Below are 22,931 nucleotides of genomic sequence, written 5' to 3'. Positions count from 1 at the left end.
GTGAGTCGGCATGAGCTGGCTCACCCTCTTGCTATGCAGTGATCGGGACGAGTGTCCAGATGCCGTTGGTGTGGGTGAGTCTGAGGTTGACCAGGCGGCGGAGGTTGAGGGCGGCGGCGCGGTGGTGGAGCCAGCGGTCGTTGGCGGCGGTGCCGCGGTAGTGCAGGCGGCGGTTGCCGCGGGCGACGAGCCAGGCCACGGCGCGCTCCACCATGGGGCGCCAGCGGCGGTAGTCGTCTTGCCAGGCGGGGTCGGTGGCGGCTTGGTGGCGGGCGGCGGCCTGCAGGTGGTGGTGCGGGCGGATGGTGAGCACGCGGCCGGTCTTGGCGGTGGTGCACCGCTCGCGCAGCGGGCAGGCGGCGCACAGGCCGGTGAAGGTGGCGCGGCATTGCTGGTAGCGGCCACCTGGTGCGGCGAGCGGGACGGTGTGCCCAGCGGGGCAGGTGACCGTGCCGGCGGCGGTGTCGATCGCGAAGTCGTCCAGGGTGAATCCGCCGATCACGGCGGGCTTGAGCGCGGGCGGCTTGATCAGCAGCCGGTGCCCGGCATCGGTGAGGGCGGCACGCAGGCCGGCGGCAGCATAGGCGGCATCGGCCAGGATCTGCAGTGGCCCGCGCTCGTGAGCGAGCAGGCCGGGCGCGACGGTGGCCTCATGGCAGGCGGCGCCGGCGCCGGGGCGCAGGGCGACGGCGGTGAACAGGCCGGTCTCCGGCTCCACAGCCAGGTGAGCCTTATAGCCGTCGTCGCGTTGCTCCTGGCTCTTGTGGATGTGGCGGGCCTCCACATCGACGGTGGAGATGATCCGATCAGGTGCGGTGCGGCGGGCGATCCGCCACCGCCCGTCGGTGCCGTCGGAGCCGTCAACAGGCTCGACATCCTGGCCGGCGATCAGGGCCAGCAGGCCGACCGCGTGCTCGGCACTCTCGTCCAGTTCCTGCCCGGCCAGGTGGTCGAGCAGGGCGAGCGCGTCCGTGACCAGCCCACTGACCAGGGCGCTCTTGGCCTCCTCATCGTCCCAGGCGATCCTTGGCTTGCCCGGGTCGGTGTAGTCGCAGGCGTGGCAGTGCGCCGCCACCAGCGCGCTCGCGCCGGGCACCTGACGGGCCACCCGGCGGATCGCGGCGATCAGCTGAGTGATGGTGTCCTGGGTGGCGACCGCATCCAGCAGCACCGCCGAATCCAGCGCCCGCCGCGTCCGGCCGGCCAGCACCCCGGTCTGCTCCACCACCGCGCGGACGATGCCGAAGATCCGGTCCGGCTCTGAGGAGCCGGCCAGCCGGCGCCGGAAGTAGGTCAGCAACGACGGATCGAAGCCCGGGTCATACAGGCCCAGCCCGCAGGCGGCCTTCCACCGCAGATCGAACCGCAGCGCTCCGACCGCCTCCTCATCGGACAATCCCTGCAAGGACTGCAGCACCACGACCGTGGCCAGCAGCCCCGGCGGCACCGACGGACGTCCGTTGACCGGCGCATACATGTCCGCGAACGCCTGCGACGGGAACAACACCCGCCGGTGTTCGGCCAGGAACGCGAACACGCTCCCGGCAGGGATCATCTCCCGGCACACGGCCCATACCTCAGGCCCGGCCGAAACCCTCCGACGGCCCATCATGACCCGAGTCTGAATCCCGAAACTCTCCCTGACCAGCCCACCGAGATCTTCAGGACATTCCTAGCAGAGTAGGAGCGTGGTCCCAAGACGAATTCGTCCCTGGGTCCGAGGGATCGGGGAAGATCGCTTGCGAGGGTGGGGACATGGACATCAAAGCCCTCGTGGCCGCAGGCCTCCTGCTTTCGACGGCACTCGCCCCGGCCACCGCAACCGCCGAGACGTCCCCGCCCGCCCTCGCCTCCGCGACCGCCGGAATGCCCCCACCCACCCGCACCTCCGGAACGTCCTCGCCCGCCCCCGTCTCCGCGACCGCCGGGATGCCCTCACCCACCAGCGCCTTTGGGACGTCTTCGCCCACCCTCGCCTCCAGGACCGCCGGGACATCCCCGCACACTCCCACCTCCGGGAGCGGTGAGGCGTCTTCGCCCGGTCATGTCACCGGCGAGCGCTTCGAGGTGGCGCCGCATGAGTGCGGGCGCGCCACATCGCGGTGTGACGGCACGGTGAGTGTGCCGCTGGACTGGAGCGACCCCTCCTCCGAGCGCATCCAGGTCGCCTTCGCCTGGCTCCCCGCCGCCGGCGGGCGCGCGGCCGGCACGATCCTGGCCAACCCCGGCGGTCCCCTGCCCGCGCTGCCCGACCTGCCACTCGTCCGCGACACGCTCGGGCCCGCCCTGGAGCACCGCAACCTGCTCGTCGTCGACCCGCGCGGCCTCGGCAAGTCCACACCGCTGACCTGCCCGGGCCTGAAGCTCACCGACCCGGACACGATCGCCGCCTGCGCCCGGCACCTCGGCCCCAGGGCCGCCTTCTTCACCGCCGACCAGGCCGCGCACGACCTCGACGCCGTGCGCCGCGCCCTCGGCGCCGGCCCGGTCACCTTCTACGGCAACTCCTACGGCACCGCCTTCGCCCAGGCGTACGCCGCCCGCCACCCCGAGGGCCTGGCCGCGGCGTTCCTGGACAGCACGACGATCACCTCGCCCGACGGCTACGTCCTGTGGCCCACGCGTTCCCGCCCGGACCTGCTCGGCCTCGTCTGCGAGCGCTCGCGCGCCTGCCGCGACCTGCCCGGCGACCCCCAGCGCCGCTACGCGCGACTGGTGGCGCACCTGCGCGAGCACCCCGACCCGGAGGTGCCGCTGCCCACGCTCAAGAGTGTGGAACGGATGGCGGAGCCGGTCCTCGGCCGGGAGGCCAACGCCGCCGTCACCGCCTACCTGTCCGGCGACCGGGAGCCGCTGCGCCGGCTGGCCCGCGTCCTGAAGGTTGCCCCGGGCCAGCCGATCGAGGGCCCCGAATGGGCCGGGTACCTGGCCTACCGGTGCGGCGACGGCGCCTCCCCCTTCGACCGGGACGCGGGGCCGGACGAGCGCCTGGCCCAGCTCCAGCGGTACTACGAGCGGGAGCGTCCGCTGGCGCCGTACACGCCTGCCGACCTCGGCCTGGACGTGCGGACCGGGCTGGAGTTCTGCGTGCAGTGGCCGACGCCCCGCCCCAGCCCCGTGCTGCCGCCCGGCGCCGCGCTGCCCGCCGTGCCGGTGCTGGTGGTGGGCGGCGACTTCGACACCCAGACGCCCGCCGAGGTGGCCCGCGCGATGCGGGTCTTTCCCCGGGCGACGTTCGTCCGGGTCCCGTTCGGGACACACAGCCTCGCCTGGGGCGCCGGCGCGTCCGGGGAGTGCGTCCGGACGATGCTGCGGTCCTTCGTGACCGACCATCGGGTGCCCCCGCAACGCTGCACCGCCGAGAACTACCGCGCCATCGGCGCCTTCCCCCGCTCCCTGAACGACGTCGCCCCTGTCCCGGCACGCATCCTGGACGAGGCGGCGCACGACCCGGACGAGGGACGCAGCCTGGACGAGACGCACGGCCCAGACAAGGGACGCAGCCTGGACGAGACGCACGGCCCAGACAAGGGACGCAGCCTGGACGAGACGCACGGCCCAGACAAGGGACGCAGCCTGGACGAGGGGCAGCGGCGGGTGCTGGCCGCCGTGCACGCCACCGCCGCCGACGCCGTCGCCCGCCGCAATCCTTACAACGTGGTCCACGGCCGGCTGACGTCCCAGGCGGGCCTGCGCGGCGGCCGGCTCACCTTCGGCAACGGAACGATCGACCTGGACCGGGCCTCCTTCGTCCCCGGGGTGAAGGTGACCGGCCGCATCACCCTCACCCCACCCGACACCACCACGACCTCGGGCGCGACTCAGGGCACGGCCCCGGGTACGGCCACGGCCTCGCTCACCGTCACAGGGGCCGGTGTGCCGGGCGGCGAGACGTACCGGGTGGAGCTGGCGTGGGAGGCGTTCACGGCCCAGGAGCGCCCCGCACTGTCCGGCTCCTTCGACGGGACACCGTTCAAGGTCCGCGAGCAGCACTGACACCCGCACCGCCCAACCCGGCCCCCGGCCCCGGCCCCGCACCCCGCACGGCGCTCCCGGCTCGGCCCGCGGGTGCAGGGCGCTCTCAGCGCGGCCCGCGGGCGCAGGGCGCTCTCAGCGCGGCCCGCGGGCGCAGGGCGGTGCCGGGCCAGCTTGCGGGCACACGGCGCTCCCAGCCCAGCGTGCGGGCGCACGGCGGTCCCGGTCCGAGGCGCGGGCACAGAGCGGCCAGGACCGCCGCGCCGTCCACGGAGAACCGGCCTGCGATCCGATACGTCCCATCGGTCCGGTGACCCGGCCCGTGCCACCCCGCCCGGCCCCGGCCCGCGCCATCCTGCGGCCCGCACGCCGGTTGGGGCCGCGTGCCGGTTGGGGGCCGCGCGCTGGTTGGGGGCCGCGCGCTGGTTGGGGCCGCGCGCCGCCCGGCGCGGCGGCCACACCCGCGCGGTGACCCGACATGTCCCCCCGGCAAGCCGGGGGACATGTCGCCTTTATCAGCATCGGATCATGTACCGGCTAATCTGCGCACATGCACACTCAGTCCCCCCTCGCGCCGGCTCACGGGCTCGAACCGCGCCTCATCAAGGCCGAGCTCTTCGTCGTGATGTCCGTCTCGCTCGGTGCCAGCGCCCTGGTGGCGTTCGTGCGGCTGATCGGGTCGCTGACCGCGCCGCGCGAGCTCAAGGGCCAGCAGGCGGTGCTCGTCGGGTCCATGGCGCCCGGCCGGCCCTGGCTGGACCTGGCGCTGCAGCTCGTGCAGATCGCGATCGCGGTCGCGCCGGTGGGGCTCGTGGCGTACCTCATGGTGCGCTCCGGCGAGTCGCTGCGGACGATCGGCGCCGACTTCCGCCGGCCCGGCGGCGACCTCCTGCGCGGCGCGCTGCTCGCCGCCGCGATCGGCGGCTCCGGGCTGGCGTTCTACCTCGCGGTGTGGGCGGCCGGCGTGAACCTGACCGTCGTCCCCGGCGCGCTGCCCGAGGAGTGGTGGCAGGTGCCGGTGCTGCTGCTGGCCGCCGCGCAGAACGGCGTGCTGGAGGAGGTCATCGTCGCCGGCTACCTGCTGCACCGGCTCGGCCAGGCCGGGTGGACGCCGTGGAAGGCGGTGGCGGTGTCGTCGCTGCTGCGCGGGTCCTACCACCTGTATCAGGGGTTCGGGGGGTTCGTCGGGAACGTGGTGATGGGGGTGGTGTTCGGGCGGGCGTACCAGAAGTGGGGACGCACCATGCCGCTGATCATGGCGCACACGCTCATCGACGCCGTCGCCTTCGTCGGGTACGCCTTCCTGCGCGGCCGGGTGAGCTGGCTGCCCTGACCCCTCGCTTGCAAGGATCCATGATTTCTTAACTGTACGTCTGGACCTGCACCCCGTACGTATGGAACGCGCGATACACCATGATCGATTCGGTCTAGTGGCACGCTAACGGTAGGGCGATCACGCCTCTGACGTGGCGCTCGCTAGCAAGATCTGGCACGGTATGGCACGACCTTGCGGCATGCAGATGGCACGGAAGCGAACCCGGCGCCCCTACCAGCGATCCACTCGCATGGAGCTAACTGGCGACGGTTTTATGGCTCATGAGTTTCTTCGAGCGACATGACCGCTGACCTGGTACGCAGCAGGTTACTGGCACTGCTGCCGCCATGATCATCGCACATATTGCACGTCCCGGAAGACACGGCCGGAGATCCATCCGGCGATCAACCTTCGTCTTCACCGCCCGTCCGCCCACCGATCAGTAATCAGCCCTGTGGGGGCGAGGAGGTTCTCGAGAAGAGAACCGTGCGGTGCTGCTGCCTCTCGAACGAAGTCGCTTGGGTGCTAGGTGTCGTAGAACTTGCCATTGCATTGAGACTTATCTAGGCTGAGTGCTCACTGAGCGCTCAATCGCCAGTTGATGCTCGCGAGAAGAGGTCCGATGGCGGAAGTTGTCGATGTGAAGGTCGCGCGCGAGGCGGCTGGGCTGACCCAAGCCGAGGCAGCGAAGGCCGCGCGCATCTCTGTGGCTACATGGAGACGCGCCGAGGATGATCTCTCGTCAGTGTCGGCCAAAACCAGGTCGGCGGTCGAGCGTGTGCTGAAGGCAACTCAGCGTCGACCGCAGGAGAAAGCAGCGGAGCTGTCCTTCCATGCGAGGAGGCTGAACGAGAGTTTCCAGGAGGGGGCTCTTACGCCCGCTATGGCGGTGCATCTATCAGCCACTTGCGGCATGGCCTACGACATGAGCACCCATGATCAGGTGGATCTCCCAGATTTTATGGAAGAGCTGCCTGACTCTGTTCTGTTCCGGGTTCAAGGGAATCTCGCATGGCGAGAGAAACTGGCGGAGAACTTTCAGCGAATGGCGTCCCTGCTCGACAGCGGCGTGAGGCCGAGACTCCAGAATCTGGCGGAAGAGTACGTGCTGCACGCGGCTATAAGGTGGGGGCGTGAGACGTGGAGTGACATGCCTCCGTGGCAGTATGTCGAGGGTATCGAGCGCCGGAGGGACGACCCGGACTGGGACGGTGTCGCCTTGGAGATCTCGCGCTTTCCATTCGGTTTTCCTGAATTCACTGAGGATGAGATCGCCGATCACATCGGATCCGATGGCCGTATCAGGCTTTCGCGACTTCACCCCTTCCGCTGGTGGGAGCCGCTGGACACGGCCCTGGACGAATGGCGAAAGGCTAATGGAAGCGCCATCGCCGCACCAGAGTTCATCGCGCGCACGCTTCTCGGCTTCCTTCGCCGCAATCGCGATATCGTCGATGAGATCTTTGAGGGCGATCTTTACGCCATGGACTTCGACGCCGCCCGCTCCGAGGTACTACTGCGGGACGCATCTGGGTTCACGGCCGTGCTCACCGTGACGCGCCCGGATGTCGTCGTCCCAGTGAGGGAGAACCCTTTCCAAGCGTTCGTGTACGCGAGCAGTTTCGTGGAGCACATTTTCCGGACACACGAGGAGAATTGTGTCGCCGAATGCGGTGCCTGCGGCAGCTGCGAGGACTGCGAATACGGCGGCTACCTCAGCGAGAATGTCAGCGGGCGCGATGCTTGGCGACAGACCACAGGTCTTTCCGCACCTCCAGACCTCGTCGATGTTGGCCGCTCCGAGGATGACTTTCGCGGCCACCAGGCTATTGGGATCAAGTTCCGTGAGGACGTGGTGATCAGAGTAACAATCGTAGACAACGACTGAGGGGTCGTCATAAATCTCCTCAGCCATCACATGCCGTCTCCTCACCTCCCTCAAGACGCCGCCGCGGCTCTGTCGGATTCGAATAGGAGCAAACTTCCGCAGTAGCGCTCATGGTGCACAAGCGGAAGCTGGGGATGCCGGTGTGGGTGTTCGTCGGGTTCGGCGGGGCCTACTACTCCTGGCAGTGCGCCGGGCAGCGGCACCCGACCCGCGATCCAGAAGGTGCGGCGAAGCTCCCTGGCTGAGTACATCGCCAAGTGATGACCGGCGCGGCGAGACGAGCGCGTCCCCTATCGGAGGGGATGAGGGGCGCCGCCGTCTCGTCTTGTCGTACCGCCACCGGCAGGCAGTTGCGGTGGTCGCCCCCCGCGGCGACCTTTCCCTGCCCGCCTGCTGTGCTGCCTGCCGGTTCTCTCCGTACAGCTTCCCGCCTTGCTCCCAACCGCGTCGTTGCCCGGGGCCGTTGACCGGTGCCCGGGATTCGGGTTGGGTGCGGATTATGAACTTCGCGGTCCCCGACAGCGTGCGGCCGGTTCGCGATGCCGTGCACGCGTTCATGACCGAGCGGGTCGAGCCCGCCGAGCCGGTGCTGCAGGAGGGCGGGCCGGGCGCCGCGGCGGCGCTGGAGGAGCTGCGCGCGCAGGCCAAGAAGGAGGGCCTGTGGGCGCTCGGCCACCCGCGTGAGCTGGGCGGGGGCGGGCTGCCGTTCCTCGACTACGTCTACGTCAACGAGGTGCAGGGGCGCAGCGAGTACGGGCAGCTCGCGCTCGGCACGTACACGCTGCAGGACTCGCTGATGCTGCACGAGCACGCCTCGCCCGAGCAGCGCGAGCGGTTCCTGGAGCCGCTGGTGCGCGGCGACATCTCCCCCAGCTTCGCGATGACGGAGCCGGGCGTCTCCAGCAGCGACCCCACGCAGATCACCACGTCCGCCGTGCTCGACGGCGGCGAATGGGTGATCAACGGGCACAAGTGGTTCACCACCGGGGCGTCGCGGGCGGCGTACACGACCGTGATGTGCAGGACCGAGCAGGACGCGCCCCCGCACCGCGCGTTCTCCATGATCGTGGTGCCGACCGACACGCCGGGGTACACGATCGTGCGCGAGACGCCGGTGCTGGGCCTCGACGGCGCGCACTGCGAGGTGCGTTACGACAACGTGCGCGTCCCCGCGTCGAGCCTGCTCGGCGAGCGCGGGCAGGGCTTCGTCATCGCGCAGCGGCGGCTCGGGCCCGGACGCATCTTCCACTGCATGCGCTGGCTCGGGCAGGCGCAGCGCGCCTTCGACCTGATGTGCGTACGGCTGCACGAGCGTACGGCGTTCGGGCAGCCGCTGGCGGCCAAGCAGCTCATGCGGCAGCACGTGTTCGACTCCTACACCGAGATCCAGTCCGCGCGGCTGCTCACGCTGCACGCCGCCGAGGCGATCGACCGGGGCTCCGAGGCCCGCGTGGAGATCGGGGCGATCAAGGTGGTGGGCGCGCGCATGCTCCACAACGTCATCGACCGGGCGATCCAGGTGTACGGCGCCGCCGGGCTGACGCCCGACACGCCGCTCGACCGCATGTACCGGCACGCCAGGGCCGGGCGCATCTACGACGGTCCGGACGAGGTGCACATCGACTCCGTGGGACGGCGGATCCTCGGCGAATACGCGGCGGGCGGGTCGTGGGAGTTCGGCCTGCGATGACCACCGACCTGTACGCCGTCGTCCGTGAAGCGCTCGGAGAGAAGGCGGTGGTCGAGGCCGGGGTGCGGTTGCCCGGCGGGGCGTCGCGCGAGACCTGGGCGCTGGACGTGACCCTGCCCGATGAGGGGAGGCACGAGCTGATCCTGCGGCTCGACTCCCCCGGCGCCGCCGCCATGGAGGGGAGCGCTGGGGCAGGTGCGGGGCTGGGTGTGGAAGCGCGGCTCATGCGGGCCGCCGCCGACGCCGGGGTGCCGGTGCCGCGGATCGTCGCGTGCGGGGAGTCGTACATCCTCATGACGCGCGTCCCCGGCGAGACGATCCCGCGCAAGATCCTGCGGGACGACGCCTACGCGGCGGCCAGGCCGCGGCTGGCCCGGCAGTGCGGGCAGGTGCTGGCCGCCATCCACCGCATGCCACTCACCGCACTCCCGCCGCAGGAGCACGTGGAGGAGCAGGTGGACGACCCGTTGCTGCGCTGGCGGGACGTGCTCGACCAGCTCGGCGAGCCGCACCCGGTGTTCGAGCTGGCGCTGCGCCGGCTGGCCGCCACCCGTCCGGCCGGTGGGCGGCGTACGGTCGTGCACGGCGACTTCCGCAACGGCAACCTCGTCATCGGGCCCGAGGGGATCAGGGCGGTGCTCGACTGGGAGCTCGCGCACGCCGGCGACCCGCTGGAGGACCTCGGGTGGCTGTGCGTGAAGGCGTGGCGGTTCGGCTCGCCGCTGCCGGTCGGCGGGTTCGGCGAGTACGGCGAGCTCGTCGACGCCTACGAGGAGGCCGGCGGGCAGGCGGTCGATCGGGAGGCGCTGCGGTGGTGGGAGACGTTCGGCGTGCTCAAGTGGGGCGTCATCTGCGTCATGCAGACGATGCGGCACCTGCGCGGCGGCGCCCGTTCCGTGGAGCTGGCCGCGATCGGGCGGCGCGTGTGCGAGAACGAGTGGGACCTGCTGCGGTTGCTGCGCGAGCAGCGGGGAGTACGAGGGTAGCCGGGACGGCCGTGGCGTCAGGCGTCAGGCGGTGCGCGCCGGGCTTCCGGTGCGGGGAGCGGGCGTGAGGGCCAGCGCGATCACGTCCACCAGGCCCTCCACCACCTCGTCGCGGTCCACCTCCGGATGGTCGAGCCACCAGTCGCCGGTCGTCTGCACCATGCCGACGAACGCGTGCCCCAGCACCTGGGCGCGCGTCGGGTCGGGCACCGCGCGCTCGGCGGCCAGGACCTCGCCGAGCTCCTCCCCCAGGCTGCGCACCAGCGACGTCATGTGGGAGCGGACCCGGCTGTCCTCGGCGCCCGCCCGGTGGAACAGGAAGCGGTAGAGGTTGCGGTTGGCGGCGATGAGGTCGAAGTAGACGCCGATCGCCGCCCTGGCCCTGCCGCGCGGGTCGGCGCCCGTGGCGGCGAACTCGGGGCGCAGCTGGGCGATGACCGTGCGCACGTGGCGGTCGGCCAGGGCCTGGTAGAGGCCGTGCTTGTCGCCGAAGTGGCGGTAGAGGATGGGCTTGGTGATGCCGGCCTCGGCGGCGATGGCGGCCATCGACACGCCGGGGCCCTCCTTCATGATGACCCGGTCGGCCGCGTCGAGCAGCGCCCTGCGCCGATCAGGATCCCGCCCGCTCACACGTCCAGGATAGATCGCCGGCGGAGCCCGGGCAGCGCCGACAGCACGAGGACGGCGCCGACGAGCGCGTACAGGCCGCTCATGCCGGCCAGCGTGCCGGGCGGCTCGGCCAGCTCCGCCCACGGCGCGCCGCCCGGCGGCGACCACGGCAGGCCGCCGGTCCGCGCCCACGGCAGGGTGGCCGCCAGGCGGATCGCGGCGTCCACGTCGAGGGCGAACAGGACGCCCGCCGCCGTCAGCGGCACGCCGCAGCCGAGCGCGGCGGCGGGCCAGGCGGTCAGGAGCGTGACGAGGACGGCCACGGCGGCGAGGTAGGCCAGGCCGAGCGGGGCCGGGGAGAACGCGGCCTGGCCGGTGCGCAGGCAGCGGGCGGCGGCGTCGGTGAGGTAGTAGACGGGGGCCAGGGCGGCCACGCCTGCCGCGGCTGCCAGGAGAGGGCGGGGGCGGCGCTTCACATCGGCACACCTTACGCCGGGGACGGCCGGCCCAGGGGCGATATCCCGATCTTCCGCGAACGCCGGTGTCCGATCACCCGGTGCCGCTGGCAGGGGCCGGAGGCGGCAGCGGAGGCAGGGCCGAGGGGTGGGGGCCGAGGGGTGGGGGCCGAGGGGTGGGGGCCGAGGGGTCGGGTTGGGTCGGGACAATCCCAACTTTCCGGGTTACCGTCCGATCTGTCAGGAGGCCGCCGTACCGCGATGGAGATCGTGATGCCCACCCCCCGCTCCCCCATCCCCTTCCCGTACCCCGGCGAGCGCGCCACCGTGACCGTGTGCCGGCTGCGGGACGAGGTGGGGCCGGTCGTGCCCGTCGAGCTCGCGGGCGGTGTCGGCGGCTGGCTGGCCACCGGTTACGAGGCGGTCAGCGAGGTGCTGGCCGGCGAGCACACCCTGTTCAGCAAGGACGCCCGGAACTTCGGCGGGCTGCACGACGGCAGCATCCCGCCCGACTGGCCGCTGCGGCAGGTGCTGGAGGCGGATCACATGCTGAACAAGGACGGGGCCGAGCACCGGCGGCTGCGCGGGCTGGTGGGGCGGGCGTTCACGCAGACGCGGGTGCAAGGGCTGGCGCCGCGGATCGAGGAGCTGGCCGGTCACCTGCTGGACGGCCTGGCGGCCGATGGCCCCGTGGACCTGGTGGCGGGATACACCGATCCGCTGCCGGTCGTGGTGATCTGCGAGCTGTTCGGCGTACCGGAGGAAGAGCGGGAGGACCTCCGCCGCCGGGCGGCGACGCTCATCTCGCTGACCTCTGCCCCGGAGGAGATCGGCAAGGCGTGGAACGACCTGATCGCCCACCTCACCGGCCACATCGAGCGGCGCCGCCGCGACCCCCGCGACGACCTGACCACCGCCCTCGTCCAGGCGCAGGAGCAGGACGGCGACCGGCTCGGGGACGACGAGATCCTGTGGATCCTGTGGCTGGTCATCCTGGCCGGCCACGAGACGACCGTGCACCTGATCGCGAACGCCGTCATCGCCCTGTGCGCCGACCCGGACCAGCTCGCCCTGGCCCGGGAGAAGGACGCGTGGGCGGAGGTGGTGGAGGAGGCGCTGCGCAGCCGCAGCCCGATGAGCGCCGGCCTGTTCCGCTACCCGCTGCGCGAGGTGGAGCTGTGCGGGGTGCGCATCCCGGCGGGGCAGCCGGTGCTGGTCGGGTTCGGCGGCACCGGCACCGATCCGGCGAGGTTCGGGGCCGATGCCGCGCGGTTCGACATCTCGCGGGGCCAGGAGCCGCATCTGGGCTTCGGGCGGGGCCCGCACTTCTGCCTGGGGCGCCGCTGGCCAGGCTGGAGGCGCGGATCGCGCTGTCGCGCCTGTTCGGGCGCTTTCCCGGGCTGCGGCTGGCGGTGCCTCCTGAGGAGATCGCCTACACGCCGTCGTGGATCACCGAGGGGCCGCTGGCCCTCCCGGTGATCCTCGGGGTCACCAGCAGGTGAGGTCGGGGTTGGGCGTCGGCTGGCAGGGGCCCTGGTTGCCGCCGCCGTCGATGACCATGCCGGGCGGCGCCCAGATCATCCGGCCGGCGTTGCCGGTGCCGACGTTGTTGGCCAGCGCGATGCGCGCCGCCGGGTCGAGCCGGGTGATGAGGTGCAGGCCGCCCTGGACGGGGTTGCCGTCGTCGTCGACGATGCCGCTGGGCGCGTGGCCGTTGCCGACGAACACGTTCCCTGAGACCGGGTCGGGGCTGGGGATGACGGTCCTGCGGTTCTCCAGGTACATGCCGACCGTGCGGTTCGCGGTGAACACGTTGTCGCGCACGATCGTGTTGCGGAAGGTGTAGTCGGCCAGCAGGCCGATGTCGTTGGCCAGGAACACGTTCTTCTCGATCACGTTCGCGTTGGCGGGCGAGTAGGCCTCGCTGGTCTCGAACGCCGTGCCGGCGTTCTTGAACACGTTCCCCTTGAACAGGTTGCGGCGGCACTCGGGGGTGCCCATGAGCACGGGGAAGTCGTCGAAGACGTTGGTGAGGTACTCGCCCCGGTCGGACTGGCCGATGCCGAGCAGGCCGTGGCTGAGCAGGCTGTGCCGGATGGCCGAGTAGTTCGACTCGTACAGCCGCACCTCGCCGGTGACCCGGCACCGGTCGACGACGAGCTTGCCGGGCCCGCCCCGCAGGTCGGCGCCCGCCAGGCGGCAGTTGCCGAGGGTGCCGCCGACCGTGATGGTGGAGTTGCGGCCCCGTACGAGCGCGTCGGTGAAGCGCACGCCCGTGACGGTGACGTCGGGCGAGACGCCGCTCGTCCCGAGGGCGTACAGCCCTTCCGCGAAACCGGTGACCCTGCCGTCGCGCAGGACGAGCCCGGTGTGCCCGTGGACGCGAACCGCCGTCCCGGTGCCGTCCCCGGTGATGGAGTGGCCGTCCAGGTCGATGGTGACGCCGTCGGCGCCGACGGTGAGCGCGTCGCCGCCCGCGCAGACGAGGTCGGCGGTGAGCGTGACGCTGCTGGTGAGCACGTCACCGCAGCTCACGACGTCCAGCGCGGACGCGTGCGCGGCACCGGGCACGGCCAGCACCGCCAGCGCGATCGATAACGCGGCGGCCGTGAGCCTGGTCTTTCTTCCTCGGGACATGAAGTGCTCCTCCGGGTTGAGGGGGTTACCAGCAGGTGAGGTCGGGGTTCGGGACGGGCTCGCAGGGGCCCTGGTTGCCACCGCCGTCGATGACCATGCCGGGCGGCGCCCAGATCATCCGGCCGGCGTTGCCGATGCCGACGTTGTCCGCCAGCGCGATGCGCATCACCGGCTCCAGGCCGGTGACGAGGTGCAGGCCGCCCTGGATCGGGTTGCCGACGAGGTCCTTCCTGCCGCTGGGGGCGTGGCCGTTGCCGATGAGGACGTTGCCGGAGACCGCGACGGAGCTCGGTATGGCGCCGTAGTTCTCCAGGTACATCCCGGCCGTGCGGTTGTCCTTGAACACGTTGTTCCGGACGATCACGTTGCTGAACGCCCACTTGCCGAACACGCCGATGTCGTTGCCGGTGAACACGTTCTTCTCGATCACGCTCGCGTTCGCCGGCGTGTAGGCCGGGGTGGTGGTGAAGGCGACGGCGGCGTTCTTGAACACGTTCTGCTTGAAGACGTTGCGCCTGGATTCCGTGGCCCAGATGTCCACGGGATAGTCGTCGAAGACGTTGGCGCTGAAGTCGCCCTGGTCGCTCTGCCCGATGCTGAGCAGGCCGCCGCTGAGCACGCTGTGGCGGATCGCCGAGAGGTTGGCGTTGAACAGGTAGATGGAGCCGTCCACCCGGCAGCCGTCGACGACGAGGTTGCCGGGGGCTCCGTAGACGCTCGCGTTCTCCAGATGGCAGGTCGAGTGCGTGCCGCTCACCGAGATGAACGCCGGACGTCCCTGAATGCCGGAGCCGACGAAGCGCACGTCGGTGACCGTCACCTTCGGGACCGGAGCGAAGTAGGCGCGGGCGTGGAGGCCGGTGGTGAATCCGGTGATCGTGCCGTTGCGGATGGTTACGCCGACGGCGTTCTGCACCTGGATCGCCGTGCCCGGAGCCGTCCCGATCAAGGAGTGCCCGTTCAGATCGATGTCCACGTCGTCGGTCTGGACGGTGAGCGCGACGCCGCCCGCGCAGACCAGGTCGGCGGTGAGCGTGACGCTGCTGGTGAGCACGTCGCCGCAGCTCACCGCGTTCTGTGCGGACGCGTGCGCGACGCCCGGAGCGGCCAGCACGACCGATAACGCGACGGCCGTGAGCCTGAGCCTTCTTCCTCGGGACATGAGTGCTCCTTCTCCTGGGCGGATGCGCTGGAGGGCAGCCCGCAGCGCCGTTTGGCACGTTCCAGAGTGCGGCGGTGAGGGGGCGGGGGGCGGAAAGAGCGCGGTCGACTTGAGTTTGCGGCCATTTGTGGCATTTGTCGGCACCTAAGGCGGAAGTGGCCACAACTGGACAAGTGGGGCAAACGGCTGGCCCCTGGCCGGGGCCGGCCGTCGTCACGCGCGTGCCAGGCGCAGCAGCAGGTCCTTCACCTCCGTGGCCTCGTACCGCGAGCGGGCCTGCGCCGGGTCGGAGCAGAGCAGGACGGGGGCGTCGGCCGGGTCGGCGGGCAGCAGGCCGTGGGAGCCGCGCACCGCGCGGGCGCCCGCGTCCAGGCCGACGACGCTCATGACGTAACGCAGGCCCGCCTTCTTGCGCAGCAGCGCCAGCCCCGCCCGCCGCTTGGCCGCGCCGGGGGCGGCGGGGTCGAAGAACAGCTCGGCCGGGTCGTAGCCGGGCTTGCGGTGGATCTCGACGACGCGGGCGAAGTCGGGGGCGCGGGCGTCGTCCAGCCAGTAGTAGTAGGTGAACCACGAGTCGGGCTCGGCGAGCAGGACCAGCTCGCCCGAGCGCGGGTGGTCGAGGCCGTGCGCGGCCTTGCCGTCCTGGTCGAGCACGGTGGCGACGCCCTCGGCGGAGGCGCACAGCTTGGCCACGGCCGGCACGTCGGCGGGGTCGCGGACGTAGACGTGCGCGATCTGGTGGTCGGCGACGGCGAACGCGCGCGACGTCCACGGGTCCAGGTACTCCATGCCGTCCTGGGTGTGCACGCGCAGCAGGCCCTCGGCGCGCAGGACGCGGTTGACGTCCACGGGCGGGAGACGTCGGTGATGCCGTACTCCGACAGCACCACCGTGGTCCGGTCGGCGGCCGCGTCGAGCAGCGGCGCCAGCACGGTGTCCAGCTCGGCCGCCGCGGCGGCGGCGCGCGGGTCGGAGGGGCCGAAACGCTGCAGGTCGTAGTCGAGGTGCGGCACGTAGACGAGCGTCAGGTCGGGGTCGTGGACAGCCATGACGTGCTCGGCGGCCCGGCAGATCCAGGACGACGACGCGATGCCCGCCCCGGCCCCCAGTAGCTGAACAGCGGGAACGTGCCGAGCTTCGCGGTCAGCTCGTCGTGCAGCCCCGGCGGGTCGGTGTAGCAGTCGGGGTCCTTGCGGCCGTCGGCGCGGTAGATGGGGCGGGGCGTGACGGTCCAGTCGACGTCGGCGCCCATGGCGTACCACCAGCAGACGTTCGCCACGGTGAAGCCGGGGCGGTCGCGGCGCGCGGCCTGCCACACCTTCTCGCCGCCGACCAGCGCGTTGTGCTGGCGCCACAGCAGCACCTCGCCCAGGTCGCGGAAGTACCAGCCGTTGCCCACGATCCCGTGCCCCGACGGCGGCAGCCCCGTCAGGAACGTGGACTGCGCCGGGCACGTCACCGCCGGCAGGACGGTGCCGAGCTCGGCGCGGAAACCGTTCGCGGCCACCGCCCGCAGGCGGGGCATGTGGGCCAGCAGTCGCGGGGTCAGCCCCACGACGTCGAGGACCAGCAGCTTCGTCATGCCGTCACTCCGAGGTCGCGCAGGTGGTCGCGGGCGAAGGCCAGCTCGCCGGCGATGCCGTCGGCGAGCTGGGCGGGGGTACGGGGGCGCAGCGCGGGCGGCAGCACGCCCCACGTGTAGGTCTCCACGTCGTAGTGGTCGCACAACGGCTCGGGCCCGCCTGCCAGCTCCTTCAGCGCCTCGCGCAGCACCGGCACGGTGGTCGTCAGGGGCGGGGCGGGGTCGGCGTGCAGCGGCACGTGGTAGTGGACCCGCCACGGGCCCGGCAGGTTCCGGGCGAACGCCTCGTCCAGGTCGTCGGCCGCGTCGCCGTACGGGTTGCGGGTCTGGTGCAGGAAGCGCGGCTCGGCGTACTCGTGCAGCGCCCGCGGGTCCGCGCTCTCCAGGGCGGCCGAGAGCTGGACCTTGACGATCGGCAGGCCCCGGTCGCGCAGCGCCTTGAGCGCGGTGGCCGGCTGCTCCCACGCGCACGCCAGGTGCGCCAGGTCCAGGCAGATGCCGAGCCGCCCCGTGTCGGCGCGGGCCAGGTGGGTGATCGCCTGCTCGGTCGTCTCGACGACGCAGCCCGGCTCCGGCTCGAACGCCACCCGCACCACCCGCCCCGTCGACGACTGGACGGCGGCCAGCCCGGCGGCGAGCTGGTCGAGGCGGCGGGCCGCCTGGTCGGCCATGGCCGTGGTCCAGGGCGCGCGCCAGGCCAGCGGCAGGGTGGAGACCGACCCTCTGGCCGCGTCGTCGGGCAGCAGGTCCGCCAGGATACGGGCCAGGTCGAAGGTGTACGACAGCCGCTCCCTGGTCGTCCAGTCAGGACGGTACACCGTCCTCTTGACGACCGGATCATGAAAGGAGCGGTACGGGAACCCGTTCAGCGTCACGACCTCCAGGCCCCGCGCCGCCAGCTCCCGGCGCAGCCGCGCGCGCAGGGCCTGGTCGGCGGCCAGCGCCTCGGCCACCGGCGCGGCCAGCCACAGCCCCAGCCCCAGCACGTCCGTCCCGAGCCGGTCCCTGACGGGGACCGCGTACTCGTCGAACTGGGCGATGACGCCGGCGAGGTCCTCGGCCGGGTGCACGTTGGTGCAGTAGCCGAGGTGCAGCGTGTCGCCCGAGCGGTGGCGCAGCCGCATCACTCGCCGCCGCGCTTGATGGAGCTGCCCGCGAACGTCGGCTCGGCCGCCCCGGTGACGCCCGTCAGGTCGAGCCGGCCCGACTGGCTGTAGAACTCCACCGGGTTGCGCCACATGACCCGGTCCACGTCGTCCTCGTCGAACCCGGCCGCCAGCATCGCCTCCGCCGTCTCCACGGTGAGCAGCGGGTCGGAGACGCCCCAGTCGGCGGCCGAGTTGACCAGCACCCGCTCCGTGCCGTACCGGCGCAGCAGCTCCACCATCCGCGGTGGCGACATCTTCGTCTCCGGGTAGATCGAGAAGCCCATCCAGCAGCCGGAGCCGTGCACGAGGTCGATGGTGACCTCGTTGAGGTGGTCGACGGCGACCCGGCCCGGCTCGATGCCGGACGCCTTCACCAGGTCGAGCGTGCGGCGCGTGCCGGCCGCCTTGTCGCGGTGCGGGGTGTGCACCAGCGCGGGCAGCTCGTGCTCGACGGCCAGGGCCAGCTGGCGTTCGAAGGCGTCGTCCTCCTCCGGCGTCATCGAGTCGTAGCCGATCTCGCCGACCGCGACCACCCGGTCCTTGTCCAGGTAGCGGGGCAGCAGGTCGAGGACGGGGCGGCAGCGCGGGTCGTTCGCCTCCTTGGGGTTCAGCGCGATCGTGGCGTGGTGCACCACGCCGAACTGGGCCGCCCGGTACGGCTCCCAGCCGAGGATCGAGTCGAAGTAGTCGGTGAACGAGCCGGGGTTCGTGCGCGGCTGGCCCAGCCAGAAGGACGGCTCCACCACGGCGGCGATCCCGGCGGCGGCCATGCGGGCGTAGTCGTCGGTGGTGCGGGAGGTCATGTGGATGTGCGGGTCGAAGATGCGCATCAGGTCTCCTCGGTGGTGCGACGGCCGTCCTGGTCCTCGTCGGAACGGCCGGAGGGATCGCTGGTGAGGCGGGCGAGCAGGGCGACGGCGTCGGGCGGCATGGGGCGGCCGGCCGCCTGCCGTTCCTCGGCGAACGCCGCCAGCATGGCGGCCAGCTCGGCGTCGGCCCGCTCCTCCAGCCGGTCCACCGCCGCCAGCGGCACCCCCATGAACACGCACTTGAGCACCGCCTGCCGCCACAGCGCCTGGTCGAGATGGACGGCGTACGGGCCGAGGGCCGCGGCCAGCAGGCGGGCGTCGTTCGTGCGGATGGCGTCCGTCAGGAGGGGCACCGCGTCCGCGCCGATCGGGAGCAGCGGCAGGGCCTTCAGCACCGCGCGTTTCTCGTCGGCGTCGCCGTGATGGTAGAGGTCGAGCGCCTCCGTCGCGGCGCGGCCGGGCGGGAGCGCCGCCAGCAGCAACGCCCTGGCCGCCTCGTCGGCCGTCCAGCCGGGCACGCCCGGCAGCGGGCCCCGGCCGGTGCGCCGGCCGGCGGCGGCGAACGAGCGGGCGAACGTGCCCGGCGCCGCCGTCGTCTCGTCCAGCGCCTTTTCCAGCACCCCGTCCAGCCAGGCGCCGTTCGGGGTGGCGCGGAGCGCGGCGTGCAGCCGCTCGGGTGGCATCACGAGCTGCCTCCTTCAAGATCTGGTACGTCGTGTGCGCCGCCCCGATCGGCCCGTACGGACTCCTGCTCGGCCTGGCGGAGGAAGGCGAGGGAGCGGGCCGCGACGTCGGGGGCGGCGTGCGAGTGGCGGGGCAGCTCGACGGCCACCAGCCCGCGGTAGCCGGAGTCGGCCAGCGCCCGCAGCACCGGCGGGAAGTCGATCTCCCCCTCGCCGAACTCCAGGTGCTCGTGCGTCCCCCGGCGCATGTCGTCGATCTGCACGTTGACCAGGTACGGGCCCACGGCCGTCACGCAGTCGGGCACCGGGTCCGGCTCGTTGCAGCGGCAATGGCCGATGTCCAGGGTCAGGCCGAACCCGTCCGGCGCGCCGAGCGCCCGGCGCAGCGCGTGCCAGCCGGCGATCGTGTCGACCAGCATCCCCGGCTCCGGCTCGAACCCCAGCGGCACCCCCTGCGCCGCCTCCAGCACCCGCGCGCACCCCTCCACCAGCCGGTCCCACGCCAGGCCCGGCGGCACGTGCCCGGGCCGGACCCCCGACCAGAACGACACCGCCTCCGCCCCCAGGTCGGCGCCGACCGCCGCGGCCCTGCTCAGGAAGTCGACGCGGTGGTCACGGTCGTCGTCCAGGAGCGTGGGGCGTGCTTGCGGCGGGGGTCGAGCAGGTAGCGGGCGCCGGTCTCGATCACCACCCCCAGGCCGAGCGTGCGCAGCCGGTCGGCGAGCTTCGCCACGCGCGCCGCCAGCCCGTCGGCGTACGGGTCGAGGTGGTGGTGGTCGAGGGTGAGGGCCACGCCGGTGTAGCCCAGGTCGGCGATGATGTCGAGGGCGTCGGGGAGGCGGTGGTTGGCGAAGCCGTTCGTGCCGTAACCGAATCTGATCATGTCGGGGACAACTTTCTGGCCAGCCGGCGAGCCGGCGGGACCATCGCGGCGAGCGCCAGCCCGGCACGGGGCGCACCGGCCCGGGCCACCAGGGCGCCTTGGAGAGCGGGCAGGCTGACGATCCCGGCCGCCACGGCCTCCCGCACCCGCTCCGCCGACGGCTCCGCGACGGCGCGGGCCTGGGGGGCGCCGAACTGGGAGGCGTACCAGGCGGCGAGCACCGCCCGCGCGGCCCCGCCCCGTCCCCGCGTGGACCGGGCGAGGCCGGGCCGGACGGCCGGCAGGCGGTGGCCGCCGCCAGCGCCACGGTGCCCGCCAGCGTGACGGCGGGGCGGCGCCGCGCCGTCCCGGAGGTCTCGCCCTGGGAGAGATGGGTGAGGAGGTACGTGTGGGCGGCGATCGTAAGGGCGGCGGGCAGCGCGGCGGCCAACGCGTCCGAGGGGCTCGCGGGAACCGGAGGTGCGGGGACCAGGCGCCCGAGCAGCGCCAGCCCGCGCGATGACGCGCGGCTCCGCGGCGGTGCGGATCGCTGCGACAGCGCGAGGCCCCGTAGCAGCGCGAGTCCCCGCGGCGGCGGCGTGGGGCGCTGCGGTGGCGGTTTCGCGGTCGCTCCCAGCAGCACGTCCAGGCCGCGGCACGCCGCCATGACGAGCGGGCCGGCGGGGGTGTTCTTGGCAACCAGATCGTACGCCCAGATCGCCCCGGCCAGCGGCACCGCGACCGCCAGGGCCCGGCGTCCGCCGGCGAGGGCGGCCGTGGTGAGGCCGGCGGCGGTGAGGCCGACGGCCACGCCCAGGGCCGCGCCAGGGCTCACCCGGCCGGACGGGATGGGGCGCTCGGGGCGTTCGGTGGCGTCGAGGTGGCGGTCGGCCCAGTCGTTGGCGGCCATGCCGGCCCAGTACAGGCAGACGGAGGAGCAGGCCAGGCCGACCGTCCGGGGGCCGAGCACCTGCCCGGCGGCGGCGCCCGCGGCCACGTCGCCGGGCACCGACAGCGCGGCCGGCGCCCGCACGAGCTCCAGCAGGTCCCGCAGCGCGGTCATCGACGTGCCTCCCTCGCCCGGGACCGACCGGCGGCATGAGCACACCCGCCGACCGAGACGTCCCCACCCCGCCCCCACATCACGCCCCAGGTGCGGGGCCGAGCCAGGCCCGAGGCACCCCAGGCGGGCAGCCGGGCCGGGCCTGAGGCGGCCCACGCGCGAAGCCGCGTCACGCACCCAGCGGTTCTGGCGCGCAGCAACGCCACGTCCCAAGCGGCTCTGGCACGCCGCCGCCCTGCCCACCGAGTGGCCCCGCCGCGCAGCCGCCTCGCGCTCCGGGCGGCCAGCCACGCCGCGCCCGAGGTGCCCCGGGCGGGCATCCGGGTCGCGTCCGAGGCGGCCCCGGCGCGCAGCCACGCCACGTCCCCAACGGCTCTGGCACGCCGCCGCTCCGCGTCCCAAGCGTCCTCGCCGCGAAGCCGCCTCGCGCTCCGGGCGGCCAGCCACGCCGCGCCTGAGACGCCCCAGGCGCGGGGCCAGGTCACGTCCGAGGGGCTCCAGGCGCGCAGTCGGGGCGCGTCCGGAGCGGGCCCGGCGCGCCGCCGTCCCGCGCCCTCAGCGGCCCCGGTGCGCTGCCGTCCTGTGCCTCCAGCGGTGCCGGGGCGCGGCCGGGTCGCGTCCTGGGCGGCCCCGGCGCGCAGCCGCGCCGCGCCCCCAGTGGGGCTGGCGGGCGTGGGTCGGGTTGGGGGGTGTAAGGGGTGGGGCCCGAAGGGTGGGGTCACGGGGTGGGCTCCGGGGTGAGGGAGGTGACGAGGTCGCAGAGGGTGCGCCACTGGTCGGCGAGGCCGTGCGGTACCTCCCCCAGCGGGTCCTTGAAGAAGAAGGCCAGGCCGGGCAGGGGGCCCGCGCGGCCGGCGTGGTGGGCGGCGGCGGTGAGGCGGGCGAGGTCGAGGACGAGGGGGGCGGCAAGGGCGGAGTCGCAGCCGTGCCAGGTGAACTCCATCCGCATGCCGGTCCCGAGGAAGCCTTCGAAGGTGACCAGGTCCCAGGCGGTTTTGAAGTCGCCCAGGTCTTCGAGGTAGTCGATGCGGGTCTCCCCCTGGGGGAGGTAGCCGAGGGTTTCGGGGAGGACGCGTTGTTTGCTGGCGGATTTGGCGGCGTTGGCGCCGGGCCGGGCGAGGTTGGCGCCGTCGCCGCCGCCGAGGAGGTTGATGCCGGACCAGGTGCGGACCTTGAGGTTGCGCTGGGCGAACATGGGCGCGAGCACGGACTTGACCAGGGTCTCGCCCGTCTTGCCGTCGTGCCCGGCGTACGGGAGGCCGCGTTCGCGGGCGAGGGCGTCGAGGGCGGGCAGGCGGGCGCCGGTGGAGGGGGTGAAGTCGACGTACGGGCAGCCGGCGGTCAGGGCGGCGTAGGCGGCGAGCGAGCTGGGCGGCAGCACAGGGTCGGTGGCGGAGAGGGGGTCGGCGAGGGCGGCGCGCAGGTCGTCGAGGGAGGCGTGGGCGGGGTGCGGGGCGGGGGCGGGTTCGGTGGTCGAGACGTTGATGACGACGACGCGGTCGAGGTCGTTCTGTCGGCGGAAGCGGTCGAGGTCGTCGGCGATGGCATGGGCGGTGCCGGCCTGGGTGGGGGCGGCGGGCAGGGGGCGTACGCGCTGCTCGACGGCGGCCAGGTCGTCCTTTACGGCCTGGGCGAGCGCGGCGGGCACCACGCCGGAGCCGGCCAGTTCGGCGGCCTTCTTCTCCAGGGGGACGGAGGTGACGTCGTGGCCGCCGAAGACGAGGTCGGCGATGCCGGGGCGGATGCGCTCGCGCAGGGCGGGCGACTCCAGGACGCATCCGGTGGGTGCGATCAGGCCCGCCCTGACGGCGAGGGCGCCGATCATGCTCGTGACGGCGACGGATCCGCGTGCGCCGATCAGCCAGGTTCCCGTTCTCATGAGGTCTCCTTCGCGGCGGGACGATCGCCGTCCCGGGGGTGGTTCAGCGTCGAAGGCCGAGGAGGGCGGGATGGCCCGCCGGCCGGTGTACCGCGTGATCGGCCTCTGTCACGCGTCCTCCACAGTGGTCGGGGCGGCTCCCCGTTCGGGAACCGCACACGTCATGATCGGACTTTGTGACCAGGATC

At 72.8% G+C, this 22,931-nt stretch carries 19 protein-coding genes and 2 pseudogenes; 7 read left to right on the top strand and 14 right to left on the bottom strand.

Features of this window, described 5'->3' with window-relative positions:
* Positions 1-31: 31 nt before the first annotated feature.
* Positions 32-1,612 carry an IS1182 family transposase gene (locus tag KIS93_RS00350; RefSeq protein ID WP_080040308.1) on the bottom strand — a complete coding sequence of 527 codons (1,581 nt, stop codon included), beginning with the start codon at positions 1,610-1,612 and terminating at the stop codon, positions 32-34.
* 503 nt (positions 1,613-2,115) lie between these two features.
* On the opposite strand from KIS93_RS00350, the gene KIS93_RS00345 reads away from it, so the two are divergent.
* The 6 genes from KIS93_RS00345 (at position 2,116) to KIS93_RS00325 (ending at position 9,854) form a co-directional block, all read left to right on the top strand.
* Positions 2,116-3,996 (top strand): alpha/beta fold hydrolase, encoded by a 1,881-nt coding sequence (locus KIS93_RS00345; protein WP_186403493.1) that lies wholly within the window; start codon positions 2,116-2,118, stop codon positions 3,994-3,996.
* A gap of 529 nt (positions 3,997-4,525) precedes the next feature.
* A complete protein-coding gene (locus KIS93_RS00340; RefSeq protein WP_080040310.1) occupies positions 4,526-5,308 on the top strand; it encodes a CPBP family intramembrane glutamic endopeptidase in 783 nt (260 codons plus the stop codon).
* A 604-nt stretch (positions 5,309-5,912) separates the two neighbouring features.
* Complete coding sequence (locus KIS93_RS00335; protein WP_080040311.1) at positions 5,913-7,178, top strand: helix-turn-helix domain-containing protein; 1,266 nt, start codon at positions 5,913-5,915, stop codon at positions 7,176-7,178.
* Between the two features lie 110 nt (positions 7,179-7,288).
* Positions 7,289-7,423 carry a hypothetical protein gene (locus KIS93_RS67190; protein ID WP_268966984.1) on the top strand — a complete coding sequence of 45 codons (135 nt, stop codon included), beginning with the start codon at positions 7,289-7,291 and terminating at the stop codon, positions 7,421-7,423.
* Positions 7,424-7,677: 254 nt separating this feature from the next.
* Positions 7,678-8,868 (top strand): acyl-CoA dehydrogenase family protein, encoded by a 1,191-nt coding sequence (locus tag KIS93_RS00330; protein ID WP_080040312.1) that lies wholly within the window; start codon positions 7,678-7,680, stop codon positions 8,866-8,868.
* Positions 8,865-9,854, top strand: coding sequence for a phosphotransferase family protein (locus tag KIS93_RS00325; RefSeq protein WP_080040313.1), 990 nt, complete (start codon positions 8,865-8,867; stop codon positions 9,852-9,854). Before KIS93_RS00330 ends, KIS93_RS00325 begins: the two co-directional genes overlap by 4 nt.
* A gap of 24 nt (positions 9,855-9,878) precedes the next feature.
* Here the strand turns inward: KIS93_RS00325 and KIS93_RS00320 are convergent, their stop codons facing one another.
* Both KIS93_RS00320 and KIS93_RS00315 read right to left on the bottom strand, forming a co-directional pair.
* Positions 9,879-10,484 carry a TetR/AcrR family transcriptional regulator gene (locus KIS93_RS00320; RefSeq protein WP_080040314.1) on the bottom strand — a complete coding sequence of 202 codons (606 nt, stop codon included), beginning with the start codon at positions 10,482-10,484 and terminating at the stop codon, positions 9,879-9,881.
* Positions 10,481-10,939 carry a hypothetical protein gene (locus tag KIS93_RS00315; RefSeq protein WP_155127960.1) on the bottom strand — a complete coding sequence of 153 codons (459 nt, stop codon included), beginning with the start codon at positions 10,937-10,939 and terminating at the stop codon, positions 10,481-10,483. The genes KIS93_RS00320 and KIS93_RS00315 overlap by 4 nt, the downstream gene beginning before the upstream one ends.
* Before the next feature lie 252 nt (positions 10,940-11,191).
* On the opposite strand from KIS93_RS00315, the gene KIS93_RS00310 reads away from it, so the two are divergent.
* Entirely contained in the window at positions 11,192-12,397 is a 1,206-nt protein-coding gene (locus tag KIS93_RS00310; protein WP_186403492.1) for a cytochrome P450, read from the top strand.
* A 9-nt stretch (positions 12,398-12,406) separates the two neighbouring features.
* Here KIS93_RS00310 and KIS93_RS00305 read toward each other — a convergent pair whose 3' ends face one another.
* The 11 genes and pseudogenes from KIS93_RS00305 to KIS93_RS00265 all read right to left on the bottom strand — a co-directional run bounded on the left by KIS93_RS00305 (position 12,407) and on the right by KIS93_RS00265 (position 22,743).
* Complete coding sequence (locus KIS93_RS00305; protein WP_080040317.1) at positions 12,407-13,555, bottom strand: NosD domain-containing protein; 1,149 nt, start codon at positions 13,553-13,555, stop codon at positions 12,407-12,409.
* Positions 13,556-13,580: 25 nt separating this feature from the next.
* Positions 13,581-14,717: a right-handed parallel beta-helix repeat-containing protein gene (locus KIS93_RS00300; RefSeq protein WP_080040318.1), complete on the bottom strand. Its 1,137-nt coding sequence runs from the start codon at positions 14,715-14,717 to the stop codon at positions 13,581-13,583.
* 213 nt (positions 14,718-14,930) lie between these two features.
* A pseudogene (locus KIS93_RS00295) lies at positions 14,931-16,299 on the bottom strand (alkaline phosphatase family protein).
* Positions 16,296-17,423: a metabolite traffic protein EboE gene (gene eboE, locus KIS93_RS00290; protein WP_080040320.1), complete on the bottom strand. Its 1,128-nt coding sequence runs from the start codon at positions 17,421-17,423 to the stop codon at positions 16,296-16,298. The pseudogene KIS93_RS00295 and the gene eboE overlap by 4 nt, the downstream one beginning before the upstream one ends.
* Positions 17,423-18,277 (bottom strand): TatD family hydrolase, encoded by an 855-nt coding sequence (locus tag KIS93_RS00285; RefSeq protein ID WP_080040321.1) that lies wholly within the window; start codon positions 18,275-18,277, stop codon positions 17,423-17,425. The genes eboE and KIS93_RS00285 overlap by 1 nt, the downstream gene beginning before the upstream one ends.
* Positions 18,277-18,939 (bottom strand): EboA domain-containing protein, encoded by a 663-nt coding sequence (locus KIS93_RS00280; protein WP_080040322.1) that lies wholly within the window; start codon positions 18,937-18,939, stop codon positions 18,277-18,279. The genes KIS93_RS00285 and KIS93_RS00280 overlap by 1 nt, the downstream gene beginning before the upstream one ends.
* Positions 18,939-19,505 carry a sugar phosphate isomerase/epimerase family protein gene (locus KIS93_RS64305; protein ID WP_246005143.1) on the bottom strand — a complete coding sequence of 189 codons (567 nt, stop codon included), beginning with the start codon at positions 19,503-19,505 and terminating at the stop codon, positions 18,939-18,941. The genes KIS93_RS00280 and KIS93_RS64305 overlap by 1 nt, the downstream gene beginning before the upstream one ends.
* A 26-nt stretch (positions 19,506-19,531) precedes the next feature.
* Positions 19,532-19,822, bottom strand: a complete 291-nt coding sequence (locus KIS93_RS64300) for a hypothetical protein (RefSeq protein ID WP_246005144.1) — start codon at positions 19,820-19,822, stop codon at positions 19,532-19,534.
* The gene (locus KIS93_RS62890; RefSeq protein WP_222107153.1) at positions 19,819-20,043 is read right to left on the bottom strand and encodes a UbiA prenyltransferase family protein; all 225 of its coding nucleotides are present in this window, start codon (positions 20,041-20,043) and stop codon (positions 19,819-19,821) included. The genes KIS93_RS64300 and KIS93_RS62890 overlap by 4 nt, the downstream gene beginning before the upstream one ends.
* 74 nt (positions 20,044-20,117) lie before the next feature.
* Positions 20,118-20,864 (bottom strand): annotated as a pseudogene (locus KIS93_RS68715) (SCO3242 family prenyltransferase); the annotation flags it as partial.
* A gap of 718 nt (positions 20,865-21,582) precedes the next feature.
* Positions 21,583-22,743, bottom strand: a complete 1,161-nt coding sequence (locus KIS93_RS00265) for an inositol-3-phosphate synthase (RefSeq protein WP_080040325.1) — start codon at positions 22,741-22,743, stop codon at positions 21,583-21,585.
* Between the last annotated feature and the right edge of the window lie 188 nt (positions 22,744-22,931).

Origin of the sequence: [Actinomadura] parvosata subsp. kistnae, assembly GCF_900323885.1 — a bacterium.
GTDB classification, from domain to species: domain Bacteria; phylum Actinomycetota; class Actinomycetes; order Streptosporangiales; family Streptosporangiaceae; genus Nonomuraea; species Nonomuraea composti.
Note: the sequence above shows the minus strand (reverse complement) of the source record. Positions and strands in the feature narration are given on the sequence as shown.